The following is a 20,186-nucleotide window of genomic DNA, read 5'->3' as shown; positions in this document are numbered from 1 at the left end:
CACCAGTGGGCCGGTTATTAGTCCAGCCGCGCACTTTTGAGTTTAGGCACGATCCAAGGGTTCCGTGATTTTTTGAAAAACATCGCGTGAGGCGCGGTTTTACGCCTGCCGGGGCTGGGCGCAGCGGTTTGTCTACGCTTTGGCAGGAAGCGCGCCTTGCCAGTGGGGTATGGGCAGCGCCAGAATGCCGCTATCTGCCCCGCCTGATGTAAGGAAGCCCGATGCCTGATCCTGTTGCTGCCAGCTTGCGTCTAGCGCCCGAAGCGCTGACCCGTCCGTTTTCCGCTGAACAGTTCAGCTTCTCTACCACCAATGATCTGGAGCCCTTTCGCGGCGTGCTTGGCCAGGAACGTGCAGTCGAAGCCTTGCAGTTCGGTGTGGCCATGCCACGCCCCGGTTACAACGTATTCGTCATGGGCGAGCCCGGCACCGGCCGGTTTTCATTCGTCAAACGCTACCTTAAAGCGGAAGCCAAGCGCTTGCAGACCCCGGCGGACTGGGTCTACGTCAACAATTTTGATGAGCCCCGCGAACCGCGTGCCCTTGAATTACCGTCGGGAACGGCCGGTGCCTTCATCGGTGACATCAACGGTTTGATCGATAACCTGTTGGCGACGTTTCCTGCGGTGTTCGAACACCCGTCCTACCAGCAGAAGAAAAGCGCCATCGACCGTGCGTTCAATCAGCGTTATGACCGCGCGCTGGACGTGATTGAGCGCTTGGCGCTGGAGAAAGAAGTCGCTCTTTACCGCGACAGTACCAACATCGCGTTCACGCCAATGAGTGAAGGCAAAGCGCTGGACGAAGCGGAATTCGCCCAGTTGCCGGAAGTCGAGCGTGAGCGTTTCCACGTTGATATTTCGTGGTTGGAAGAGCGACTGAACGAGGAACTCGCCAGCCTGCCGCAGTGGAAGCGTGAGTCGAGCAATCAAATGCGTCAGCTCAACGAAGAAACCATCACTCTGGCCCTGCAGCCACTGCTCTCTCCTTTGTCGGAAAAGTACGCGGAAAACGCAGCGCTCTGCGGTTATCTTCAAGCGATGCAGGTGTACTTGCTGAAAACCGTGGTCGAGCAACTGGTTGACGACAGCAAGACCGACGCCATCGCCCGCAAACTGTTGGAAGAACAATACGCACCAAGCCTGGTGGTCGGTCATTCAGCCAGTGGCGGTGCGCCGGTGGTGTTCGAGCCGCATCCGACCTATGAAAATCTGTTCGGCCGTATTGAGTACAGCACCGATCAAGGCGCGCTCTACACGACTTATCGTCAGCTTCGGCCGGGTGCCTTGCACCGGGCCAACGGCGGTTTTCTGATTCTCGAAGCGGAAAAAATGCTCAGTGAACCGTTCGTGTGGGATGCGCTCAAGCGCGCCCTGCAATCGCGCAAGCTGAAAATGGAGTCGCCGCTGGGCGAACTGGGTCGTCTGGCCACGGTAACGCTGACCCCGCAGCACCTTCCGTTGCAGGTCAAAGTCATCATCATCGGCGCGCGGCAGCTCTACTACACGCTGCAAGACCTCGATCCGGACTTCCAGGAGATGTTCCGCGTCCTGGTAGATTTCGATGAAGACATTCCCATGGTCGATGAGAGCCTGGAGCAGTTTGCCCAGTTGCTCAAAACCCGTACCTCCGAAGAGGGTATGGCACCGTTGACCGCGGATGCAGTGGCACGTCTGGCGACCTACAGCGCACGTCTGGCGGAACATCAAGGGCGTTTGTCGGCGCGTATCGGTGATTTGTTCCAGCTGGTCAGCGAAGCGGATTTCATTCGCGACCTGGCAGGTGACGACATGACCGACGCTGGTCACATCGAACGTGCGCTAAAGGCCAAGGCCACTCGCACCGGGCGTGTTTCGGCACGGATTCTGGATGACATGCTGGCCGGGATCATCCTGATCGATACCGATGGCGCAGCGGTCGGCAAATGCAACGGGCTGACGGTGCTGGAAGTCGGTGACTCGGCATTCGGTGTGCCAGCGCGGATTTCTGCCACCGTCTATCCGGGGGGCAGCGGCATTGTCGACATCGAGCGCGAGGTCAATCTCGGGCAACCTATTCACTCCAAGGGCGTGATGATTCTGACCGGGTATCTGGGCAGCCGTTACGCACAGGAATTCCCGTTGGCGATTTCGGCGAGCATCGCGCTGGAGCAGTCTTACGGTTACGTCGATGGCGACAGTGCGTCGCTGGGTGAGGCATGCACGCTGATTTCGGCCCTGTCGAAAACCCCGCTTAAGCAGTGTTTTGCGATTACCGGCTCAATCAATCAGTTCGGTGAAGTGCAGGCCGTGGGCGGGGTCAACGAGAAGATCGAAGGCTTCTTCCGTCTCTGTGAAGCACGTGGTTTGACCGGTCAACAGGGCGCGATCATTCCGCAAGCCAACGTTGCCACGTTGATGCTCGACGAGAAGGTCCTGGCGGCGGTGCGTGCGGGGCAGTTCCATGTCTACGCGGTGCGTCAGGCCGACGAGGCGTTGAGCCTGCTGGTGGGCGAGCCGGCCGGTGCGCCGGATGCCGACGGTCAGTTCCCTGAAGGCAGCGTCAATGCGCGAGTGGTTGAGCGCTTGCGGGTCATTGCTGAAATGATCAGTGAGGAAGACCTCAAGGAAGCCGAGAAGGAAATGGCGCAGGAAGCGTTGGTCGAAGCCAAGCCGGCGTGATGCACCGCCGAAGTGAGGCCACAAAAAACGGAGGGAGCGAGCAAGCCTGCTCCCTCCGTTTTTATGTAGTCTGAAAATCGTCATTCAGCGTGAAATGCGCCATCACTCTGGCGTCAATATTCACACAATGACCATTCGGCGCCTTCTGGTCTCGCTTCGCTTGCGGGGTGAACTTTTCTTCTATTCTCAGCTCAAGGATAGAGACAGCAATCATTGGATCGAGACAGTCTTCGCACGGGGGCTGAACACCGGATCTACCGAGGGTCGCCGCCATGTCGCGCAACCTCTGCCTCACCCGTCAATGCCTGGGTCTAGTGACCCGTATCGAGTGCGTCATTCGCCCATTGGCGGGCGATACGGGCATGTGGACTTTGCTTTTCGCCGCCGGAATGGCTGGCGAACAACCTTCAGCCATCAAGGCTCAAGGTCCATTCCATGGCCCGTTCGTGGCTGAATCAATTCTAGACACCATCGTTGAAAGCCTGACATTGCATGGCTACGAGCTAGCGGATGACCCGCAAATCTGGTGCCTGCATTTGCAAGCTCAACTGCGGGAAATCAACGGCGGCCGTTGTCGCAGCCCTGGCGGCTTCGAGTTTCGGCCTGATCACTGAACAGGGCTATTGCGCAGGGTCGGACGCTTCAGCCTTGTCGAGCTTGATCTCAAAACCATATTCCACGGTGGTGAGGTTAGTTCGCTGATAGGTTTCCAGCTTGGTGGGGTGACCATAGAAGTAGTGGACGCCAAATAACGCAGGGCCTTCTGCGCTTGCGTCATGACTGACCGACAGAATCTCTTTCAGATAATTGTCGCTGTCGTCCTTGGCGAAAAAGCGCCAGTCCTGGGCGGGAAATATTTTCAGATCGACCACCAGTGCGTTGCCCTCAAGTTTCAGGCCCTTGGGCAGTGAGTGGGCGTCGATGCTTTTGCGCTCGATGGTGGCCAGGAATAACGGCATGGAGCCCACAGCGTAAGCGGGTGTCTGGGCAAAGAGGTTCAAATCATAGGTGATGGTGCCGCGCAGCGGATCAACCTGATACGCCTCTGGCGGCAGTTCGATCGGTTCGCCGCGCTTGCCGCTGTCATCTTGGGTAAAGAACGTGACCGGGATATCGCCTGGGCTGAACGATGAGCCAAGCAGTTCATCGTTGAACGTCTTGATATGGCCGAACTCGATACGGGCCGCGCTCGGATCATCCACCGACTGGGTGATGCTCACATTCCTCTGCAGTTGTTCCTCGCGCAGCGTCGCGCCCTTGAGCCAGGAAGCCGCCTCATCGTCGTACACGACGACGGGGAGAACCAGTGGCGCAATGTTCTTCTGCGTGGTGTGTGGATCAAAGCGCAGGATCGGTAATTGCAGGTCTTTATGGATCACGGTGGCCTGCGAGAAATCGAGAACGTTGACTTCTACAGTGTCCACAGGCCCGTTGAAATACACGCGGGTGTAGTGTCGGGGATGTTGCTGCTCGAAGGCTTGCTGCTCATCCTGCAGCTGTTTTTCGAACGTGTCGCTCCAGGCTTTCTGCTGCTGCATTTCTTTGAGCTGCGTTCTGTAAAACGCGACTTGTGCCGCGCTTTCATTGATCGATCCCGAGCGGGATAGGAATGCTCCAGTGGTGTCCTTGGCCTGGACGATCAATGGGTTGAACGGCGTCTCGCTGACTTCCGGTATGAGCGCCGCCGTGTTGGTGACTTCGAGCTCTGCCACGTTCTCGCCGAGGCTAAGCAGCGTGACACTGATGTTGTCGTCGGTGCGAGGTTTGCCCACATCCTGTTGTGTCAGCACCAGGGTGAAAACCCGGCGCGGTGCGATGACTTCAACCTTGCCCTGGAGCATCACCGGTTGCGGCTGGCTTTTATTGGGGACTTCCAGGCCCTCGATGAACGGGTACGTCACCGTCAGGTCGTCTGGATTGTCGACGTTGGAGCTTGAGGGGCTGAGCTGAATACCGGGGTCGGTTTCCGACCACTCTGGCTGGAAAGGGATAACTTTGTTGTTGCTCAGGGTCACGGACTGCCACTCCAGCCCATGGGGGAAAGGGAATTGCGCCGGCATGTTAAAGCTCAGCGGAAACATCGGCGACAGGTCCGTCAGGTAATCCGAACTGGAGTCCTTGCGTAGCACAAACAGGCCGTTTAGGTAGGTGTGTACCAGGGCTTGTGGCGTTGGGTAGTGCTTGAGCAGAACCATGGCGTCCTCGCCATACTCGGTTTCGATCGGCTTGCTCTTGAGCTTGAGCTCTGCCCGTTCGAGCAGCAGCAGCGAGCCACCGAGGTCGGCAATAGCACTTCTGAGTGGCGGGTCTGCAATGGTATCGAGCGATTTTTCGAATTGCGCGGTCTTTTCTTCGAGGCTGACAGGTTTCTTTTCATCGTCGGCCGAGCAGCCGTTGATCAGCAACATCAAGCCAAGAGCGGCACTCGTTATAGGCAATCGCACATCCATTTCCGTTCTTCCTGTCCGATAGCGCTGACCTGTCGATGTTTTTGACACTAGCAGAAAAACGTTGTTACACGCGCGCAGGTTACGGATTTTTGGGCGATTTCCGGGCCGTGATCGCTCGCTGGTATACTGCCGCCCATTTAACAACCGTGGTGTGAGAGTGAATGGAACGCTTTATCGAAAACGCAATGTATGCCTCCCGTTGGCTTCTGGCGCCGATCTATTTCGGTCTGTCTTTAGGGCTGTTGGCGCTGGCGCTGAAGTTTTTCCAGGAAGTCATCCACGTTATACCCAACGTGTTCTCGATTGCTGAGTCGGACCTCATCCTCGTGCTGCTGTCGTTGATCGACATGGCACTGGTGGGTGGCCTGCTGGTGATGGTGATGATCTCCGGTTACGAAAACTTTGTGTCCCAACTGGATATCGACGAAAGCAAAGAGAAACTCAACTGGCTGGGCACCATGGATTCATCTTCATTGAAGATGAAGGTGGCAGCCTCCATCGTGGCGATTTCGTCGATCCACTTGTTGCGGGTTTTCATGGACGCGAAAAACGTCGATCCCGAGCACCTGAAATGGTACGTAATCATTCACATGACCTTCGTCGTGTCGGCCTTTGCGATGGGTTACCTGGATAAGTTGACCAAGCACTGATCGGCAACCTGGCGGATTTGGCGATGGCTACGCGGCTTTATCCGGACAGGCTCGCTGTCACCCAGTCGGCGGTAACTGACAAACGGTGGTCGTCGCGACTTGTACTTTGATGCGTCGAAGCCTATCCCTGTAAGAGTCTTTGCTCGCTACTGCATGAGGTGTCTTTATGAATCTGCAAGAGTTGAATGCATACGCCATCGCCGGAAAGGTTGATGAACTTAATCTTATTTCGCTGGAAGGCGGGATCTACGTCCTTGAAGCACGGATGCATGGCTCAGCTTTTCCGCTGGACGATGGTCACGGCAAAACGCTGCACTTACGCTCTGTGGAGCATGCCCGCAAAATGCTTGAGGGAACGCCTCAACTGCCATTCCACCTGGTCCACACGTCGGTTCACGACGAAATGTGTGGTTTCGGTGCCAGTGCTGAGCAAAGTCTGAAGCTGCCGATTACTTTTCATTCGCGCTGGCAGGTTTGACTGCCCTGATCAAGGCCCTGGCATCTGTGCTAGTCTGCTCGCCCTTTTGATTCCGGGCGCGCTCCGGGACGCGCTGTGTACGCACGGCAAGTTCCAGGGCCGTCCGCACAGCGGAGCAGTGTCATGTCCGAAGTAAACCTGTCCACCGACGAAACCCGTGTCAGCTACGGTATCGGCCGCCAGTTGGGCGACCAACTGCGCGACAACCCGCCACCGGGCGTTAACCTGGACGCCATTCTGGCTGGCCTGACTGACGCTTTCGCTGGCAAAGAAAGCCGTGTCGGCCAGGAAGAAATGTCCGCCAGCTTCAAAGTGATCCGCGAAATCATGCAAGCCGAAGCGGCCGCCAAGGCTGAAGCAGCTGCTGGCGAAGGCTTGGCCTTTCTCGCGGACAACGCTAAGCGTGATGGCGTCACCACCTTGGCTTCCGGCCTGCAATTTGAAGTCCTGACTCAGGGTGAAGGCGCCAAGCCATCCCGTGAAGATCAAGTGCGCACTCACTACCACGGCACGCTGATCGACGGCACTGTGTTCGACAGCTCCTATGAGCGCGGCGAGCCTGCAGAATTCCCAGTGGGCGGCGTGATCGCTGGCTGGACCGAGGCCCTGCAACTGATGAATGCCGGCAGCAAATGGCGTTTGTACGTGCCGAGCGAACTGGCCTACGGCGCTCAAGGCGTTGGCAGCATTGCGCCGCACAGCGTGCTGGTGTTCGACGTCGAATTGCTCGACGTTCTGTAAGACCTGTTCGGTATTGACAGGCTAATGTGGGAGCGAGCGTGCTCGCTCCCACAGTTTTTACGGTTTCTCATACCTCGATCTTATGGTTCAGGTCGCAGGTCGGGCGCAATGCTCGGGCGTAGCAGAATAAAAACAGATTACGTACCAGTTCCTTGAGCACCACTGGCTCGCTGGAACTCAAGCCATTGACGTCCAGGTCGCCCTGATCCTGTAGCTCGTTCAAGGCTTCCTCTTCAAGCACCGCACAGACTTCACCGGTTTCCCGATGCAGGATTCTGAGGTAAGGGTGTGGGCGGTCCAGCCAGGCATCGATCAAATAAGTCATGAGTCTCATCTCCATTGAAGGGTTTCAATGAGAATAATTCTTATTCATCAAATAGCAAGTGACTATTGGCGGTTTGTTTTTTTTCTGAGGGACGGTTGCGGAAGATCAAAACGACTGGCATTGGGCTACGGCGAAGAGGTGTCGGGCGATGAGAGGAGGGCGAAGCACCATCCCGCGCCTGGCGCAGGATGGCAGGTAGCGCTTAGACTTTTCTGACGAACTCGGATTTGAGCTTCATCGGTCCGATACCGTCGATTTTGCAGTCGATGTCGTGATCGCCATCGCACAAGCGGATATTTTTAACCTTGGTGCCGACCTTGACCACCAGCGATGTGCCTTTGACCTTGAGGTCCTTGATCACGGTGATGGTGTCGCCGTCTTGCAGAACATTGCCCACCGAATCTTTTTTAACGGTGTCGTCGGACGCTACTTCAGCCTCGCCACTGGCAGACCACTCATGGGCGCACTCGGGGCACATCAGCTGTGCGCCGTCTTCGTAGGTGTATTCGGAATTACATTTTGGGCAGGGTGGCAACGTGCTCACTAAAGCTCCTTGGTTTGAGGATCGCTAAAAGTCGCACATTGTATAGGGTTTTAGGCGGGGTAGGCGAGGCGCTGAAAAACCTGTGGGGCGGACCTGCTCGCGAAAGCTGCTTGCCAGTTAGCGATGATCTCGACTGGCAGATTGCATTCGCGAGCAGGCTCGCCTCACCGCGGTTCGTTTTAGTGGGTGCGGGCTACTGCAAACTCACTCAACTCAACCAGCGCATCTCGATATTCGCTGGCCGGCAGGGCGTCGAGGCATTTGATTGCGCGGGCCACGTAATCGCGAGCCAGTTGTGCGGTGTACTCCAGCGAACCTGAGGCCTCAACGGCTTCACGTATGCTTTCCAGGTCTTCGATGCCGCCTTTCTGAATGGCCCGGCGCACCAGTGCCGCCTGTTCCGGAGTGCCTTCGCGCATGGTGTAGATCAGCGGCAGGGTTGGCTTGCCCTCGGCCAGATCGTCACCGACGTTCTTGCCCAGGGTTTCTGCGTCGCCTTTATAATCCAGCAGGTCGTCGACCAACTGGAAAGCGACGCCCAAGTGATCGCCGAAGGTGCGTAGCGCTTCGCTCTGTTCCAGCGACGCGCCGGCCAGGGTTGCTGCGCTGTGGGTCGAGGCTTCGAAAAGCATCGCTGTCTTGCCGCGAATGACTTCCATGTACGTTTCTTCGGTGGTGCTGGCGTCACGGACCTTCGACAACTGCAACACTTCGCCTTCGGCAATAATGCGCGTTGCTTGCGAAAGGATCTTCATCACGGGCATCGAGCCCAACTCGACCATCATTTCGAAGGAGCGCGAATAAAGAAAATCGCCTACCAGCACGCTGGGTGCGTTGCCCCACATAGCGTTGGCGGTCGAACGGCCACGGCGCATGCCAGACATGTCGACCACGTCGTCATGCAGCAGGGTCGCGGTGTGCAGGAACTCGATAGTGGCTGCCAGCAGGCGCATGTCGTCGCCTTCGCGACCCAAAGCCTTGCCACACAACAACACTAATAAGGGGCGAAGGCGTTTACCGCCCGCCGAGGTAATGTAGTCGCCGATTTTTGATACCAGCGGCACTCGGGAAGTCAGCTGCTTCTTGATGATGCCGTCGACGGCGCTGAAATCGTCCGCCACCGCGCGGTAGAAAGCTTGGGGTTGCATCAGTGACAGTTGCTCCAGAAGGGTTGCGCGGCATGCTAGGACCCACGTTCAGGCCTGTCAAGGCGCGATAGACGGCCTATTGCATCGTCTTCGCAGCTTGCGTACAATCGCGCACCCTGAACTTCCTGGGCAGCACCTGCCTTACGCAATTGCAATCAGGCCTTCCAGCCCTATGCAGCCATGCCAGCCAATACCTCTTCTTATAAAGAGCTGGGTGAGCAGGATTATCGGAGAAATACCATGTCGTACGCAGTAATCGTTACTGGTGGCAAGCAATACAAGGTCGCCCCAGGTGAATACCTGAAGATTGAAAAACTGGAACTCGCTACTGGCGAATCCGTTACTTTTGATCGCGTTCTGTTGGTCGCCAATGGCGATGACGTGAATATCGGTGCTCCAGTTGTTCCTGGCGCAACCGTTGTGGCTGAAGTGATCTCCCAAGGTCGTCACGATAAAATCCGCATCATCAAGTTCCGTCGTCGTAAGCACCACATGAAGCGTATGGGCCACCGCCAGTGGTACACCGAGATCAAAATCACCGGTATTCAGGCTTAATTTCAGCCTAATTCCTCACTAGGAGAATTGAACTCATGGCACACAAAAAAGCTGGTGGTAGTACCCGTAACGGTCGCGACTCAGAAGCCAAACGCCTTGGCGTTAAGATGTATGGCGGCCAGGTTATCATTCCGGGCAACATCATCGTGCGTCAGCGCGGCACCCAATTCCACGCTGGTTACGGCGTTGGCATGGGCAAAGATCACACTCTGTTCGCTAAAATCGACGGCGTGATCAAGTTCGAAGTAAAAGGCGCCTTCGGTCGTCGTTACGTGAGCATCGTCCCGAAGACTGCAGTCGTCGCGGCATAATTACGTAGTTGCTGGAAAAGCCCTGTCTCGCGACGGGGCTTTTTCGTTTGTGGGGTGAGTCTCTTGCAAAGCTGTTTGTAATGGGCGAAAGCAGCTGGATTCTGCGGTTGTTGCTTGAGGTCGCTGCGCTCATTTTTGCAAGAGTCTTATGTCTAGGTTTTTTCGGCTCGTCCGTATGGCGAGAGGCGTTTTGTTATGAAGTTTGTTGATGAAGTATCGATTCGAGTAAAGGCCGGTGACGGCGGCAACGGTTGCATGAGCTTCCGTCGCGAGAAATTCATTGAAAATGGCGGCCCTAACGGCGGCGACGGTGGTGATGGCGGTTCGGTCTACATGATCGCCGACGAAAACCTCAACACCTTGGTGGACTACCGTTACACCCGGCATTTCGATGCAGAGCGCGGTTCCAACGGCGGCAGCACTGACTGCACCGGTAAGAAAGGTGAGGAGCTGGTTCTGCGGGTTCCGGTCGGCACCACGGTGATCGACTCCGCGACTCAGGAAGTGATTGGCGACCTGACCAAGGCTGGTCAGCGTCTGTTGGTTGCTCATGGTGGCTGGCACGGTCTGGGTAACACCCGATTCAAGTCCAGTACCAACCGTGCGCCGCGTCAGACCACTCCGGGTAAGCCGGGTGAGGCGCGTGATCTGAAACTCGAAATGAAAGTCTTGGCGGACGTCGGCTTGCTGGGTTTGCCAAACGCAGGCAAGAGTACTTTTATTCGTTCGGTGTCGGCCGCCAAGCCGAAAGTTGCCGACTACCCGTTCACCACGCTCGTGCCGAACTTGGGTGTGGTCAGCGTCGATCGCTGGAAAAGCTTCGTGGTCGCGGACATTCCGGGTCTGATCGAAGGGGCTTCTGATGGCGCTGGCCTGGGGATTCGTTTCCTCAAGCACTTGTCGCGCACCCGTCTGCTGTTGCATCTCGTGGACATGGCGCCACTGGATGACGCCAGTGCTCCGGATGCGGCTGAAGTGATCGTCAATGAGCTGACCAAGTTCAGTCCGTCCCTGGCTGAGCGTGATCGTTGGCTGGTGCTGAACAAGTGCGATCAGATCCTTGAAGAAGAGCACGATGCTCGCGTCAAGGAAATCGTTGATCGTCTGGAGTGGGAAGGTCCGGTCTATGTGATCTCCGCTATCTCCAAGCTGGGTACTGAGCGTCTGTGCCACGACATCATGCGTTACATGGAAGATCGTGCTGATCGCCTGGCTAATGACCCAGCGTACAAGGAAGAGTTGGCTGATCTCGATCAGCGCATTGAAGATGAGGCTCGTGCCCAGTTGCAGGCGCTGGATGACCAGCGTGCTCTGCGTCGCAGCGGCGTGAAATCGGTCCACGACATCGGTGACGATGATTGGGATGAAGAAGATGTGGATGACGAAGACGGTCCGGAAATCATTTACGTGCGTGACTGATTCGTTGCAGTAAACTTAAGCGCCGCTCAATTGAGCGGCGTTTTAGTATCTGGAAATCGATCGTTGGTCACGAATAGCCACGATTAACGTCACGGGCAGTGCCAGGTCGCGCTGTCCTCAAGCTAAGGTTGAAGATGATGCGGAGCAAGGTGACAGGTGCGCAGCGTTGGGTCGTGAAGATTGGCAGTGCGTTGCTGACGGCGGACGGCAAAGGTCTGGACCGCGCGGCAATGAGTGTCTGGGTCGAGCAGATGGTGGCTTTGCATGAGGCTGGTGTCGAGCTGGTGCTGGTGTCTTCAGGGGCGGTTGCGGCAGGGATGAGTCGCCTGGGCTGGACAGTCCGACCCAGTGCAATGCACGAGTTACAGGCGGCTGCTGCCATCGGTCAGATGGGTCTGGTGCAGGCGTGGGAGTCGAGTTTTGGCGAGCATGGCTTGCGCACTGCGCAGATTCTGCTGACTCACGACGACCTGTCTGATCGCAAGCGTTACCTGAACGCCCGCAGCACTCTGCGTGCGCTGGTGGAGCTCAAGGTCATCCCTGTGATCAATGAGAACGACACCGTGGTTACCGATGAGATTCGCTTTGGTGACAACGACACCCTCGCGGCATTGGTGGCTAATTTGGTCGAGGCGGATCTGCTGGTAATCCTGACTGATCGCGACGGTATGTTCGACGCCGATCCGCGCAACAACCCTGATGCCAAGCTGATCTACGAAGCGCGCGCCGATGATCCGGCGCTCGATGCTGTCGCGGGCGGCACCGGCGGAGCGCTGGGGCGTGGTGGCATGCAGACCAAGTTGCGCGCAGCGCGTCTGGCGGCGCGTTCCGGTGCGCACACCATCATCGTCGGTGGGCGCATTGATCGAGTGCTGGACCGTCTTAAGGTCGGTGAGCGCATCGGCACGTTGCTCTCGCCTGAGCGTGGGATGTTGGCGGCGCGCAAGCAGTGGCTGGCGGGGCATCTGCAAACCCGCGGTACGCTAGTGCTGGATGCTGGTGCTGTGACGGCGCTGTCCCAGGGCAATAAGAGCTTGTTGCCAGTGGGCGTCAAGCTGGTCCAGGGCAGCTTTCGTCGCGGTGAAATGGTGGTGTGCGTGGCTCCGGATGGTCGCGAAATAGCGCGTGGCTTGGCCAATTACAGCGCGCTGGAAGCACAAAAAATCATCGGTCAGTCGTCTGAAGCGATTGTGAGTCTGTTGGGTTACATGGCTGAGCCTGAGTTGGTTCATCGCGATAACCTGATTCTGGTTTGAGGGAACACTGCATGCGCATAGCAAAAGGATTATTGGGGCTGCTGTTGGCAATGCCGCTGCTGGCCTCGGCTGAAGAAATTGGCCAGGTATCGACCGTGTTCAAGTTTGTCGGCCCCAATGACCGGATCGTGGTCGAGGCATTCGATGATCCGAAGGTTGATGGCGTGACCTGCTATCTGTCGCGCGCCAAGACCGGTGGTGTGAAGGGTGGGCTAGGCCTGGCAGAGGATCGCGCTGAAGCCTCCCTTGCTTGTCGCCAAGTCGGGCCGATCAGCTTCAAGGGCGAGCTCAAGGAGGGCGAAGAGGTGTTCAAGGAGCGCACGTCGCTGGTGTTCAAGACCATGCAGGTGGTGCGCTTCCTCGACAAGAAGCGCAATACGCTGGTGTATTTGGTCTACAGCGACCGCTTGATCGAGGGCAGTCCACAGAATGCGGTGACCGCGATTCCGATCTTGCCGTGGGCGCACGCTCAATAAGTTAACGAAAATCCAAATGTGGGAGTGAGGCTGCCTGCGACGAGGGTCTATCGGTCGATATTAATGTCGCTGGTTGGACTGTTTTCGTGAGCAGGCTCGCTCCCACATTTTTTTTGCGGTGTATTCAATAAATCGCAGGCAATAAAAAACCGACCCTAGGGTCGGTTTTTTAACAAGCTTATCGCTTATGCGGCAACAGCAAGGTTCAGAGCCTTGACGTGACCGTTCAGGCGGCTCTTATGACGAGCAGCCTTGTTCTTGTGGATGATGCCTTTATCGGCCATACGGTCGATAACTGGCACAGCCAGAACGTAAGCAGCTTGAGCTTTTTCAGCGTCTTTTGCGTCGATGGCCTTAACTACATTCTTGATGTAGGTACGAACCATGGAACGCAGGCTGGCGTTGTGGCTGCGACGCTTCTCAGCCTGTTTTGCACGTTTTTTGGCGGAAGGTGTGTTGGCCACCGTCGAGCTCCTCGAAAGACTTTTTAGGAAATAGCAAACAAAATAGGCCGCGAATCATGCCGATGAGTTGATGAGTTGTCAAGGGCGGTTGATGCGTTCCGCTGAGTGGTCGATCTAAAGAGGCGGGATATTTATTTCCGGCGCTTGACCTGTAAACTCGCGAGCTTTGGCTCTGTGCTGCTGCGGCGCGGAGTATCGCATAAGTAGGCGCTTTGTTCGCCTGCTGTTTATCGACAGGCACAAACTCTTTCAATGAATCTGCTCAAATCGTTGGCCGCCGTCAGCTCTATCACGATGCTTTCCCGTGTTCTGGGGTTCGTTCGTGACACGCTTATCGCACGTACATTTGGTGCCGGGATGGCGACCGATGCCTTCTTTATCGCCTTTAAACTGCCCAATCTGCTGCGGCGGATCTTTGCCGAAGGGGCTTTTTCCCAGGCTTTCGTGCCGATTCTGGCTGAATATAAAAGCCAGAAAGGCGAGGAAGCGACACGAACCTTTATTGCCTACGTCTCGGGCCTCCTGACACTGGTGCTGGCGCTTGTCACGGTATTGGGCATGCTCGCCGCCCCCTGGGTGATCTGGGCCACCGCGCCGGGATTCACCGATACGCCGGAAAAATTCGAGCTGACCTCGAGCCTGCTGCGGGTGACTTTTCCTTATATATTGCTGATCTCCCTGTCTTCATTGGCTGGTGCGATCCTCAATACGTATAACCGGTTCTCGGTGCCGGCCTTCGTGCCGACCCTGCTCAACGTCAGCATGATCATCTTTTCGCTGTTCCTCACGCCGTACTTCAATCCGCCGGTCATGGCGCTTGGATGGGCCGTATTGGTGGGTGGCCTGGCGCAATTGCTCTATCAACTGCCGCATTTGAAAAAGATTGGCATGTTGGTGCTGCCGCGCCTGAACTTGCGCGATACCGGTGTCTGGCGAGTGATGAAACAAATGCTGCCGGCGATTCTCGGGGTTTCCGTCAGTCAGATTTCCCTGATCATCAACACTATTTTTGCGTCGTTCCTGGTGGCCGGTTCAGTGTCCTGGATGTACTACGCCGACCGGTTGATGGAATTGCCGTCCGGCGTGCTAGGCGTTGCATTGGGTACGATTCTGCTGCCGACCCTGGCCAAGACTTACGCCAGCAAGGACCGTCACGAATACTCGCGAATTCTCGATTGGGGCTTGCGGTTGTGCTTCGTACTGGTGTTGCCGTGTTCTTTTGCGCTGGGGATTCTGGCCGAGCCACTGACGGTTTCGTTGTTTCAATACGGCCAGTTCAGCGCATTTGATGCGTCGATGACCCAGCGGGCGTTGGTCGCCTATTCGGTTGGGTTGCTCGGGATTATCGTGATCAAAGTGCTTGCGCCGGGCTTCTATGCACAACAAAACATCCGTACACCGGTAAAAATCGCAATTTTCACCCTAGTGGTTACTCAGTTGTTCAACTTGGTGCTGATCGGTCCTCTGGCCCATGCCGGGCTGGCGTTGGCGATCAGTGCCGGGGCCTGCATCAATGCCGGTTTGCTGTTCTATCAACTGCGCAAACAGCAGATGTATCAGCCGCAGCCGGGGTGGGCCAAGTTCGGCGCTAAGTTGGTGGTGGCCGTGTTGGTAATGTCGGCTGTGTTGTTGCTCGGGATGCACTTCATGCCAGCCTGGGATCAGGGGCATATGCTCGAACGATTCCTGCGTTTGGGCGCTCTGGTGGGTGCGGGCGTCGTGGTGTATTTCGGCATGCTGCTGTTGATGGGCTTCCGTTTGCGCGACTTTAATCGCAAGGCGCTGAGCTGAGGCTTCGGGCTCGATAAGCAAGGGTGGGCCGGCGGTTTTGTCGGCTCGATCACTTTGGGTTACGGTGTTGCCTGTCGTCGGCCGCCGGGTGTGGTTATAATCGGCCACTTTATGAGCAAGAAGCGCGTTATGCAGCTGGTTCGAGGCCTCCACAATCTGCGCCCCCAGCATCGGGGCTGTGTCGCCACTATTGGCAACTTTGACGGTGTTCACCGTGGTCACCAGGCTATTCTGGCGAGGCTGCGTGAGCGTGCGCTCGAGTTGGGCGTGCCCAGCTGCGTGGTGATTTTTGAACCGCAGCCACGGGAGTTTTTCTCCCCCGACACGGCGCCTGCCCGCTTGGCCCGGTTGCGGGACAAACTGCAACTGTTGTCCGACGAAGGCGTCGACCGGGTTCTATGCCTGGCGTTCAACCAGCGTCTGAGCAAGCTCAGCGCCAGCGAATTCGTCGATACGATTCTGGTGGACGGTCTGGGCGTGCAGCACCTGGAGGTCGGTGACGACTTCCGTTTCGGTTGCGACCGGGTAGGGGATTTCGATTTCCTGCAACAGGCGGGTATCGTTCAAGGGTTCACTGTCGAAGCCGCGCAGACGGTGGAATTGGACGGCATTCGTGTCAGCAGCACTCAGGTCCGCAATGCCCTGGCGGCTGCCGATTTTGCCTTGGCCGAGCGTTTGCTCGGTCGTCCGTTCCGCATTGCCGGGCGGGTTCTGCACGGTCAGAAGCTGGCGCGCCAACTCGGTACGCCAACAGCCAATGTGCAACTCAAGCGTCGTCGCGTACCGTTGACCGGGGTTTACCTGGTTAACGTGGATATTGACGGCAAGACCTGGCCAGGCGTCGCCAATATTGGCGTGCGACCAACGGTTCAGGGGGATGGAAAAGCTCACCTGGAAGTGCATCTTTTAGATTTTGCCGGCGATCTGTATGACCGGCGTTTGACGGTGGTTTTCCACCACAAGCTGCGTGAAGAGCAGCGTTTCGCCTCTCTGGAGGCGCTTAAGACGGCGATCAACGCGGATGTCGCCGCCGCCCGTGCCGAAGTTGCACGTACCCATAGCGCCAATCGCTAATGAAGAGCCTTAAATGACCGACTATAAAGCCACGCTAAACCTTCCGGACACTGCCTTCCCTATGAAGGCCGGCCTGCCTCAGCGCGAACCGCAGATTCTGCAGCGCTGGGACAGCATTGGCCTGTACGGTAAGTTGCGCGAGATTGGCAAGGATCGTCCGAAGTTCGTTCTGCACGACGGTCCTCCTTACGCCAACGGCACGATTCACATCGGTCATGCGCTGAACAAAATTCTCAAGGACATGATCATCCGCTCGAAAACCCTGTCGGGTTTCGATGCGCCTTATGTGCCGGGCTGGGACTGCCATGGTCTGCCGATCGAACACAAAGTCGAAGTGACCCACGGCAAGAACCTGGGCGCCGACAAAACCCGCGAACTGTGCCGTGCCTACGCCACCGAGCAGATCGAAGGCCAGAAGTCCGAATTCATTCGCCTGGGTGTGCTGGGCGATTGGGCCAACCCGTACAAGACAATGGACTTCAAAAACGAAGCCGGTGAAATCCGCGCCCTGGCGGAAATCGTCAAGGGCGGTTTCGTGTTCAAGGGCCTTAAGCCAGTGAACTGGTGCTTTGACTGTGGTTCGGCCCTGGCCGAAGCCGAAGTCGAATACGAGAACAAGAAATCCTCGACCATCGACGTAGCCTTCGCGATTGCCGACGAAGCCAAGCTGGCAGCCGCTTTTGGTCTGGCGTCGCTGGCCAAGCCTGCTTCGATCGTGATCTGGACCACCACGCCGTGGACCATCCCGGCCAACCAGGCGCTGAACGTTCATCCGGAATTCAACTACGCCCTGGTCGATGTCGGCGACAAGCTGCTGGTACTGGCTGAAGAACTGGTCGAATCGTGCCTGGTCCGCTACAACCTGCAAGGTTCGGTCATCGCGACCACCACGGGTAAAGCGCTGGAACTGATCAACTTCCGTCACCCGTTCTATGATCGCTTGTCGCCGGTTTACCTGGCCGAGTACGTCGAACTGGGCGCTGGGACTGGCGTGGTTCACTCCGCACCGGCCTACGGCGTGGACGACTTCGTGACCTGCAAAAAGTACGGCATGGTCAACGACGACATTATCAATCCGGTACAAAGCAATGGCGTTTACGTGCCGTCGCTGGAATTGTTTGGCGGCCAGTTCATTTGGAAAGCCAATCCGGCCATCGTCGACAAGTTGGCGGAAGTCGGCGCGCTGCTGCACACCGAAACGATCGAACACAGCTACATGCACTGCTGGCGTCATAAGACCCCGCTGATCTACCGCGCCACTGCGCAGTGGTTCATCGGCATGGACAAAGAACCGACTTCTGGCGAAACCCTGCGCAAGCGGGCGATCAAAGCCATCGAAGAAACTGCGTTCGTTCCGGCCTGGGGTCAGGCGCGCCTGCACTCTATGATCGCCAACCGTCCCGACTGGTGCATCTCCCGTCAGCGCAACTGGGGCGTGCCGATCCCGTTCTTCCTCAACAAGGAAAGCGGCGAACTGCACCCACGCACCGTTGAGCTGATGGAAATCGTCGCCCAGCGTGTTGAAGTCGAAGGTATTGAAGCCTGGTTCAAGATGGACGCTGCCGAGCTGCTCGGTGACGAAGCGCCGCTGTACGACAAGATCAGTGACACCCTGGACGTCTGGTTTGATTCGGGCACCACGCACTGGCATGTACTGCGCGGTTCGCACCCGATGGGGCATGAGACCGGCCCGCGTGCCGATTTGTACCTGGAAGGCTCGGACCAACACCGCGGCTGGTTCCACTCGTCGCTGTTGACCGGTTGCGCGATTGATAACCACGCGCCTTACCGCGAGCTGCTGACCCACGGTTTCACTGTGGATGAGTCCGGCCGCAAGATGTCCAAGTCGCTGGGCAACGTGATTGCGCCGCAGAAAGTCAACGACACTCTGGGCGCCGACATCATGCGTCTGTGGGTAGCGTCCACTGACTACTCGGGTGAAATAGCGGTTTCCGAGCAGATCCTGCAACGCAGTGCGGACGCCTACCGGCGTATTCGCAACACCGCACGCTTCATGCTCTCGAACCTGACCGGTTTCAACCCGGCCACCGACATCCTGCCCGCCGAAGAAATGCTCGCGCTGGACCGTTGGGCCGTGGACCGCACGCTGCTGCTGCAACGCGAGTTGCAAGAGCACTACGGCGAATACCGTTTCTGGAACGTCTACTCCAAGATCCACAACTTCTGCGTGCAGGAGCTGGGCGGTTTTTACCTGGACATCATCAAGGACCGTCAGTACACCACTGGCGCCAACAGCAAGGCTCGCCGTTCGGCGCAAACCGCGCTGTACCACATCAGCGAAGCGCTGGTGCGCTGGATCGCGCCGATCCTGGCGTTTACCGCCGACGAGCTGTGGGAATACCTGCCGGGCGAGCGTAACGACTCGGTGATGCTCAACACTTGGTATGAAGGCCTCACCGAACTGCCGGAAGGTTTCGAGCTGGGCCGCGCCTACTGGGAGCGTGTCATGGCAGTGAAGGTTGCGGTCAACAAGGAAATGGAAATCCAGCGCGCGGCCAAGGCCGTCGGTGGCAACCTGCAAGCTGAAGTGACGCTGTTCGCCGAAGAAGCGCTGAGCGCTGACCTGGCTCAACTGAGCAACGAACTGCGCTTTGTGTTGATCACCTCGACTGCCAGTGTTGCACCGTTCGTGCAGGCGCCGGCCGATGCGGTGGTCACCGAAGTTAGCGGTCTGAAGTTGAAGATCGTCAAGTCGGCCTTCGCCAAGTGCGCCCGTTGCTGGCACTGCCGTGAAGACGTCGGCGTGAACCCGGAGCATCCGGAAATCTGCGGTCGTTGCGTCGATAACATCAGCGGTGCGGGCGAGGTTCGTCACTATGCCTAATGCGACGGGTCGTTTCGGACGGTTGAGCTGGCTCTGGTTGAGCGTGCTGGTCCTGGTCATTGACCAGGCCAGCAAGTTCCACTTCGAAAGCTCGCTGAGCATGTACCAGCAAATCGTCGTAATTCCTGATTACTTCAGCTGGACCCTGGCCTACAACACAGGCGCTGCTTTTAGTTTCCTGGCCGACAGCTCCGGCTGGCAACGCTGGTTGTTTGCCCTGATCGCGGTAGTGGTCAGTGCGGTGCTGGTGGTCTGGCTCAAGCGTCTTGGACGCAACGAAACCTGGCTGGCTGTTGCGTTGGCGTTGGTGTTGGGCGGTGCGCTGGGCAACCTGTATGACCGCATTGCACTGGGCCATGTGATCGACTTCATTTTGGTGCATTGGCAGAACCGCTGGTATTTCCCGGCGTTCAACTTTGCCGACAGTGCTATCAGCGTGGGTGCGGTAATGCTGGCGCTGGATATGTTCAAAAGTAAAAAGACCGGAGAAACCGTTCATGACTGAACAGGTATTGACTGAGCAACGCATCGGTCAGAACACGGAAGTCACTTTGCACTTTGCATTACGCCTGGAGAATGGCGACACCGTCGACAGCACCTTCGATAAAGCCCCGGCGACCTTCAAGGTCGGTGACGGTAACCTGTTGCCAGGTTTCGAAGCGGCCCTGTTCGGCTTCAAGTCTGGTGACAAGCGCAACCTGCAGATCTTGCCGGAAAACGCTTTCGGCCAGCCTAACCCGCAAAACGTACAGATCATCCCGCGCTCGCAGTTCCAGGACATGGAGCTGTCGCACGGGTTGTTGGTGATTTTCAACGACGCGGCCAATACTGAGCTGCCGGGCGTGGTGAAAGCGTTCGATGACGCGCAAGTGACCATCGATTTCAATCACCCGCTTGCCGGCAAGACATTGACCTTTGACGTCGAGATCATCAGCGTCAAAGCGCTTTAAAACATGGCGGTAGCGAGCCCCCTCGCTGCCGTTGTAAGTTTTTCACTGT

At 57.1% G+C, this 20,186-nt stretch carries 20 protein-coding genes; 15 read left to right on the top strand and 5 right to left on the bottom strand.

The features are described from left to right. Positions 1-221: 221 nt before the first annotated feature. Together RHM68_RS21615 and RHM68_RS21610 are read left to right on the top strand one after the other, a co-directional pair. Positions 222-2,660 (top strand): Lon protease family protein, encoded by a 2,439-nt coding sequence (locus tag RHM68_RS21615; RefSeq protein ID WP_322218991.1) that lies wholly within the window; start codon positions 222-224, stop codon positions 2,658-2,660. A gap of 272 nt (positions 2,661-2,932) precedes the next feature. Beyond that, a complete protein-coding gene (locus RHM68_RS21610) occupies positions 2,933-3,274 on the top strand; it encodes a hypothetical protein (RefSeq protein WP_322218990.1) in 342 nt (113 codons plus the stop codon). Positions 3,275-3,280: 6 nt separating this feature from the next. On the opposite strand, the gene RHM68_RS21605 is transcribed toward RHM68_RS21610, so the two are convergent. Next, entirely contained in the window at positions 3,281-5,110 is a 1,830-nt protein-coding gene (locus RHM68_RS21605) for a hypothetical protein (protein ID WP_322218988.1), read from the bottom strand. A 161-nt stretch (positions 5,111-5,271) separates the two neighbouring features. Between RHM68_RS21605 and RHM68_RS21600 the strand changes: the two genes are divergently transcribed. From RHM68_RS21600 to RHM68_RS21590, 3 genes are all read left to right on the top strand, one after another. Continuing rightward, entirely contained in the window at positions 5,272-5,760 is a 489-nt protein-coding gene (locus tag RHM68_RS21600) for a TIGR00645 family protein (protein ID WP_322218986.1), read from the top strand. Positions 5,761-5,926: 166 nt separating this feature from the next. After that, on the top strand, positions 5,927-6,238 hold the full coding sequence (locus RHM68_RS21595; protein WP_322218984.1) for a DUF6482 family protein: 312 nt from the start codon (positions 5,927-5,929) through the stop codon (positions 6,236-6,238). Between the two features lie 123 nt (positions 6,239-6,361). Further along, positions 6,362-6,979 (top strand): FKBP-type peptidyl-prolyl cis-trans isomerase, encoded by a 618-nt coding sequence (locus tag RHM68_RS21590; RefSeq protein ID WP_322218982.1) that lies wholly within the window; start codon positions 6,362-6,364, stop codon positions 6,977-6,979. 67 nt (positions 6,980-7,046) lie between these two features. On the opposite strand, the gene RHM68_RS21585 is transcribed toward RHM68_RS21590, so the two are convergent. From RHM68_RS21585 to RHM68_RS21575, 3 genes are all read right to left on the bottom strand, one after another. After that, entirely contained in the window at positions 7,047-7,304 is a 258-nt protein-coding gene (locus tag RHM68_RS21585; protein WP_322218980.1) for a hypothetical protein, read from the bottom strand. A gap of 202 nt (positions 7,305-7,506) precedes the next feature. Further along, the gene (locus tag RHM68_RS21580; RefSeq protein ID WP_322218978.1) at positions 7,507-7,848 is read right to left on the bottom strand and encodes a zinc ribbon domain-containing protein YjdM; all 342 of its coding nucleotides are present in this window, start codon (positions 7,846-7,848) and stop codon (positions 7,507-7,509) included. 179 nt (positions 7,849-8,027) lie between these two features. Continuing rightward, the gene (locus RHM68_RS21575; RefSeq protein ID WP_322218976.1) at positions 8,028-8,996 is read right to left on the bottom strand and encodes a polyprenyl synthetase family protein; all 969 of its coding nucleotides are present in this window, start codon (positions 8,994-8,996) and stop codon (positions 8,028-8,030) included. A gap of 240 nt (positions 8,997-9,236) precedes the next feature. Here RHM68_RS21575 and rplU point away from each other — a divergent pair, with 240 nt between their 5' ends. From rplU to RHM68_RS21550, 5 genes are all read left to right on the top strand, one after another. Continuing rightward, entirely contained in the window at positions 9,237-9,551 is a 315-nt protein-coding gene (gene rplU, locus RHM68_RS21570) for a 50S ribosomal protein L21 (protein WP_322218974.1), read from the top strand. Between the two features lie 35 nt (positions 9,552-9,586). Further along, the gene (rpmA, locus tag RHM68_RS21565) at positions 9,587-9,862 is read left to right on the top strand and encodes a 50S ribosomal protein L27 (RefSeq protein ID WP_071553243.1); all 276 of its coding nucleotides are present in this window, start codon (positions 9,587-9,589) and stop codon (positions 9,860-9,862) included. A gap of 195 nt (positions 9,863-10,057) precedes the next feature. Next, on the top strand, positions 10,058-11,281 hold the full coding sequence (gene cgtA, locus RHM68_RS21560; protein WP_322218973.1) for an Obg family GTPase CgtA: 1,224 nt from the start codon (positions 10,058-10,060) through the stop codon (positions 11,279-11,281). Positions 11,282-11,418: 137 nt separating this feature from the next. Next, positions 11,419-12,537 carry a glutamate 5-kinase gene (gene proB / locus RHM68_RS21555; RefSeq protein WP_322218972.1) on the top strand — a complete coding sequence of 373 codons (1,119 nt, stop codon included), beginning with the start codon at positions 11,419-11,421 and terminating at the stop codon, positions 12,535-12,537. 11 nt (positions 12,538-12,548) lie between these two features. Further along, entirely contained in the window at positions 12,549-13,013 is a 465-nt protein-coding gene (locus RHM68_RS21550; RefSeq protein ID WP_322218971.1) for a CreA family protein, read from the top strand. Positions 13,014-13,198: 185 nt separating this feature from the next. Here the strand turns inward: RHM68_RS21550 and rpsT are convergent, their stop codons facing one another. Then, the gene (gene rpsT / locus RHM68_RS21545) at positions 13,199-13,477 is read right to left on the bottom strand and encodes a 30S ribosomal protein S20 (RefSeq protein WP_008154937.1); all 279 of its coding nucleotides are present in this window, start codon (positions 13,475-13,477) and stop codon (positions 13,199-13,201) included. 252 nt (positions 13,478-13,729) lie between these two features. Here rpsT and murJ point away from each other — a divergent pair, with 252 nt between their 5' ends. From murJ to RHM68_RS21520, 5 genes are all read left to right on the top strand, one after another. Then, positions 13,730-15,268, top strand: coding sequence for a murein biosynthesis integral membrane protein MurJ (gene murJ / locus RHM68_RS21540; RefSeq protein ID WP_322218970.1), 1,539 nt, complete (start codon positions 13,730-13,732; stop codon positions 15,266-15,268). A 129-nt stretch (positions 15,269-15,397) separates the two neighbouring features. Then, on the top strand, positions 15,398-16,342 hold the full coding sequence (gene ribF, locus RHM68_RS21535; protein ID WP_322218969.1) for a bifunctional riboflavin kinase/FAD synthetase: 945 nt from the start codon (positions 15,398-15,400) through the stop codon (positions 16,340-16,342). A gap of 13 nt (positions 16,343-16,355) precedes the next feature. Continuing rightward, positions 16,356-19,187, top strand: a complete 2,832-nt coding sequence (gene ileS, locus RHM68_RS21530) for an isoleucine--tRNA ligase (RefSeq protein ID WP_322218968.1) — start codon at positions 16,356-16,358, stop codon at positions 19,185-19,187. Continuing rightward, positions 19,180-19,692: a signal peptidase II gene (lspA, locus tag RHM68_RS21525; protein WP_322218967.1), complete on the top strand. Its 513-nt coding sequence runs from the start codon at positions 19,180-19,182 to the stop codon at positions 19,690-19,692. The genes ileS and lspA overlap by 8 nt, the downstream gene beginning before the upstream one ends. Beyond that, positions 19,685-20,137, top strand: a complete 453-nt coding sequence (locus RHM68_RS21520; RefSeq protein WP_322218966.1) for a peptidylprolyl isomerase — start codon at positions 19,685-19,687, stop codon at positions 20,135-20,137. Before lspA ends, RHM68_RS21520 begins: the two co-directional genes overlap by 8 nt. Positions 20,138-20,186: the final 49 nt, after the last annotated feature.

The organism is Pseudomonas sp. DC1.2 (assembly GCF_034351645.1).
In the GTDB taxonomy this organism is placed as follows: domain Bacteria; phylum Pseudomonadota; class Gammaproteobacteria; order Pseudomonadales; family Pseudomonadaceae; genus Aquipseudomonas.
This window is presented reverse-complemented; position numbering and strand designations above follow the sequence as displayed.

What these genes read in the sequence shown, in the direction of transcription:
- RHM68_RS21590 (WP_322218982.1), top strand. Translation starts at nt 6,362, where the DNA reads ATGTCCGAAGTAAACCTGTCCACCGACGAAACCCGTGTCAGCTACGGT.
- RHM68_RS21605 (WP_322218988.1), bottom strand. Translation starts at nt 5,110, where the DNA reads ATGGATGTGCGATTGCCTATAACGAGTGCCGCTCTTGGCTTGATGTTG.
- rplU (WP_322218974.1), top strand. Translation starts at nt 9,237, where the DNA reads ATGTCGTACGCAGTAATCGTTACTGGTGGCAAGCAATACAAGGTCGCC.
- lspA (WP_322218967.1), top strand. Translation starts at nt 19,180, where the DNA reads ATGCCTAATGCGACGGGTCGTTTCGGACGGTTGAGCTGGCTCTGGTTG.
- RHM68_RS21550 (WP_322218971.1), top strand. Translation starts at nt 12,549, where the DNA reads ATGCGCATAGCAAAAGGATTATTGGGGCTGCTGTTGGCAATGCCGCTG.
- RHM68_RS21520 (WP_322218966.1), top strand. Translation starts at nt 19,685, where the DNA reads ATGACTGAACAGGTATTGACTGAGCAACGCATCGGTCAGAACACGGAA.
- cgtA (WP_322218973.1), top strand. Translation starts at nt 10,058, where the DNA reads ATGAAGTTTGTTGATGAAGTATCGATTCGAGTAAAGGCCGGTGACGGC.
- RHM68_RS21600 (WP_322218986.1), top strand. Translation starts at nt 5,272, where the DNA reads ATGGAACGCTTTATCGAAAACGCAATGTATGCCTCCCGTTGGCTTCTG.
- rpmA (WP_071553243.1), top strand. Translation starts at nt 9,587, where the DNA reads ATGGCACACAAAAAAGCTGGTGGTAGTACCCGTAACGGTCGCGACTCA.
- proB (WP_322218972.1), top strand. Translation starts at nt 11,419, where the DNA reads ATGCGGAGCAAGGTGACAGGTGCGCAGCGTTGGGTCGTGAAGATTGGC.
- RHM68_RS21610 (WP_322218990.1), top strand. Translation starts at nt 2,933, where the DNA reads ATGTCGCGCAACCTCTGCCTCACCCGTCAATGCCTGGGTCTAGTGACC.
- RHM68_RS21585 (WP_322218980.1), bottom strand. Translation starts at nt 7,304, where the DNA reads ATGACTTATTTGATCGATGCCTGGCTGGACCGCCCACACCCTTACCTC.
- murJ (WP_322218970.1), top strand. Translation starts at nt 13,730, where the DNA reads ATGAATCTGCTCAAATCGTTGGCCGCCGTCAGCTCTATCACGATGCTT.
- ribF (WP_322218969.1), top strand. Translation starts at nt 15,398, where the DNA reads ATGCAGCTGGTTCGAGGCCTCCACAATCTGCGCCCCCAGCATCGGGGC.
- RHM68_RS21595 (WP_322218984.1), top strand. Translation starts at nt 5,927, where the DNA reads ATGAATCTGCAAGAGTTGAATGCATACGCCATCGCCGGAAAGGTTGAT.
- RHM68_RS21575 (WP_322218976.1), bottom strand. Translation starts at nt 8,996, where the DNA reads ATGCAACCCCAAGCTTTCTACCGCGCGGTGGCGGACGATTTCAGCGCC.
- ileS (WP_322218968.1), top strand. Translation starts at nt 16,356, where the DNA reads ATGACCGACTATAAAGCCACGCTAAACCTTCCGGACACTGCCTTCCCT.
- RHM68_RS21615 (WP_322218991.1), top strand. Translation starts at nt 222, where the DNA reads ATGCCTGATCCTGTTGCTGCCAGCTTGCGTCTAGCGCCCGAAGCGCTG.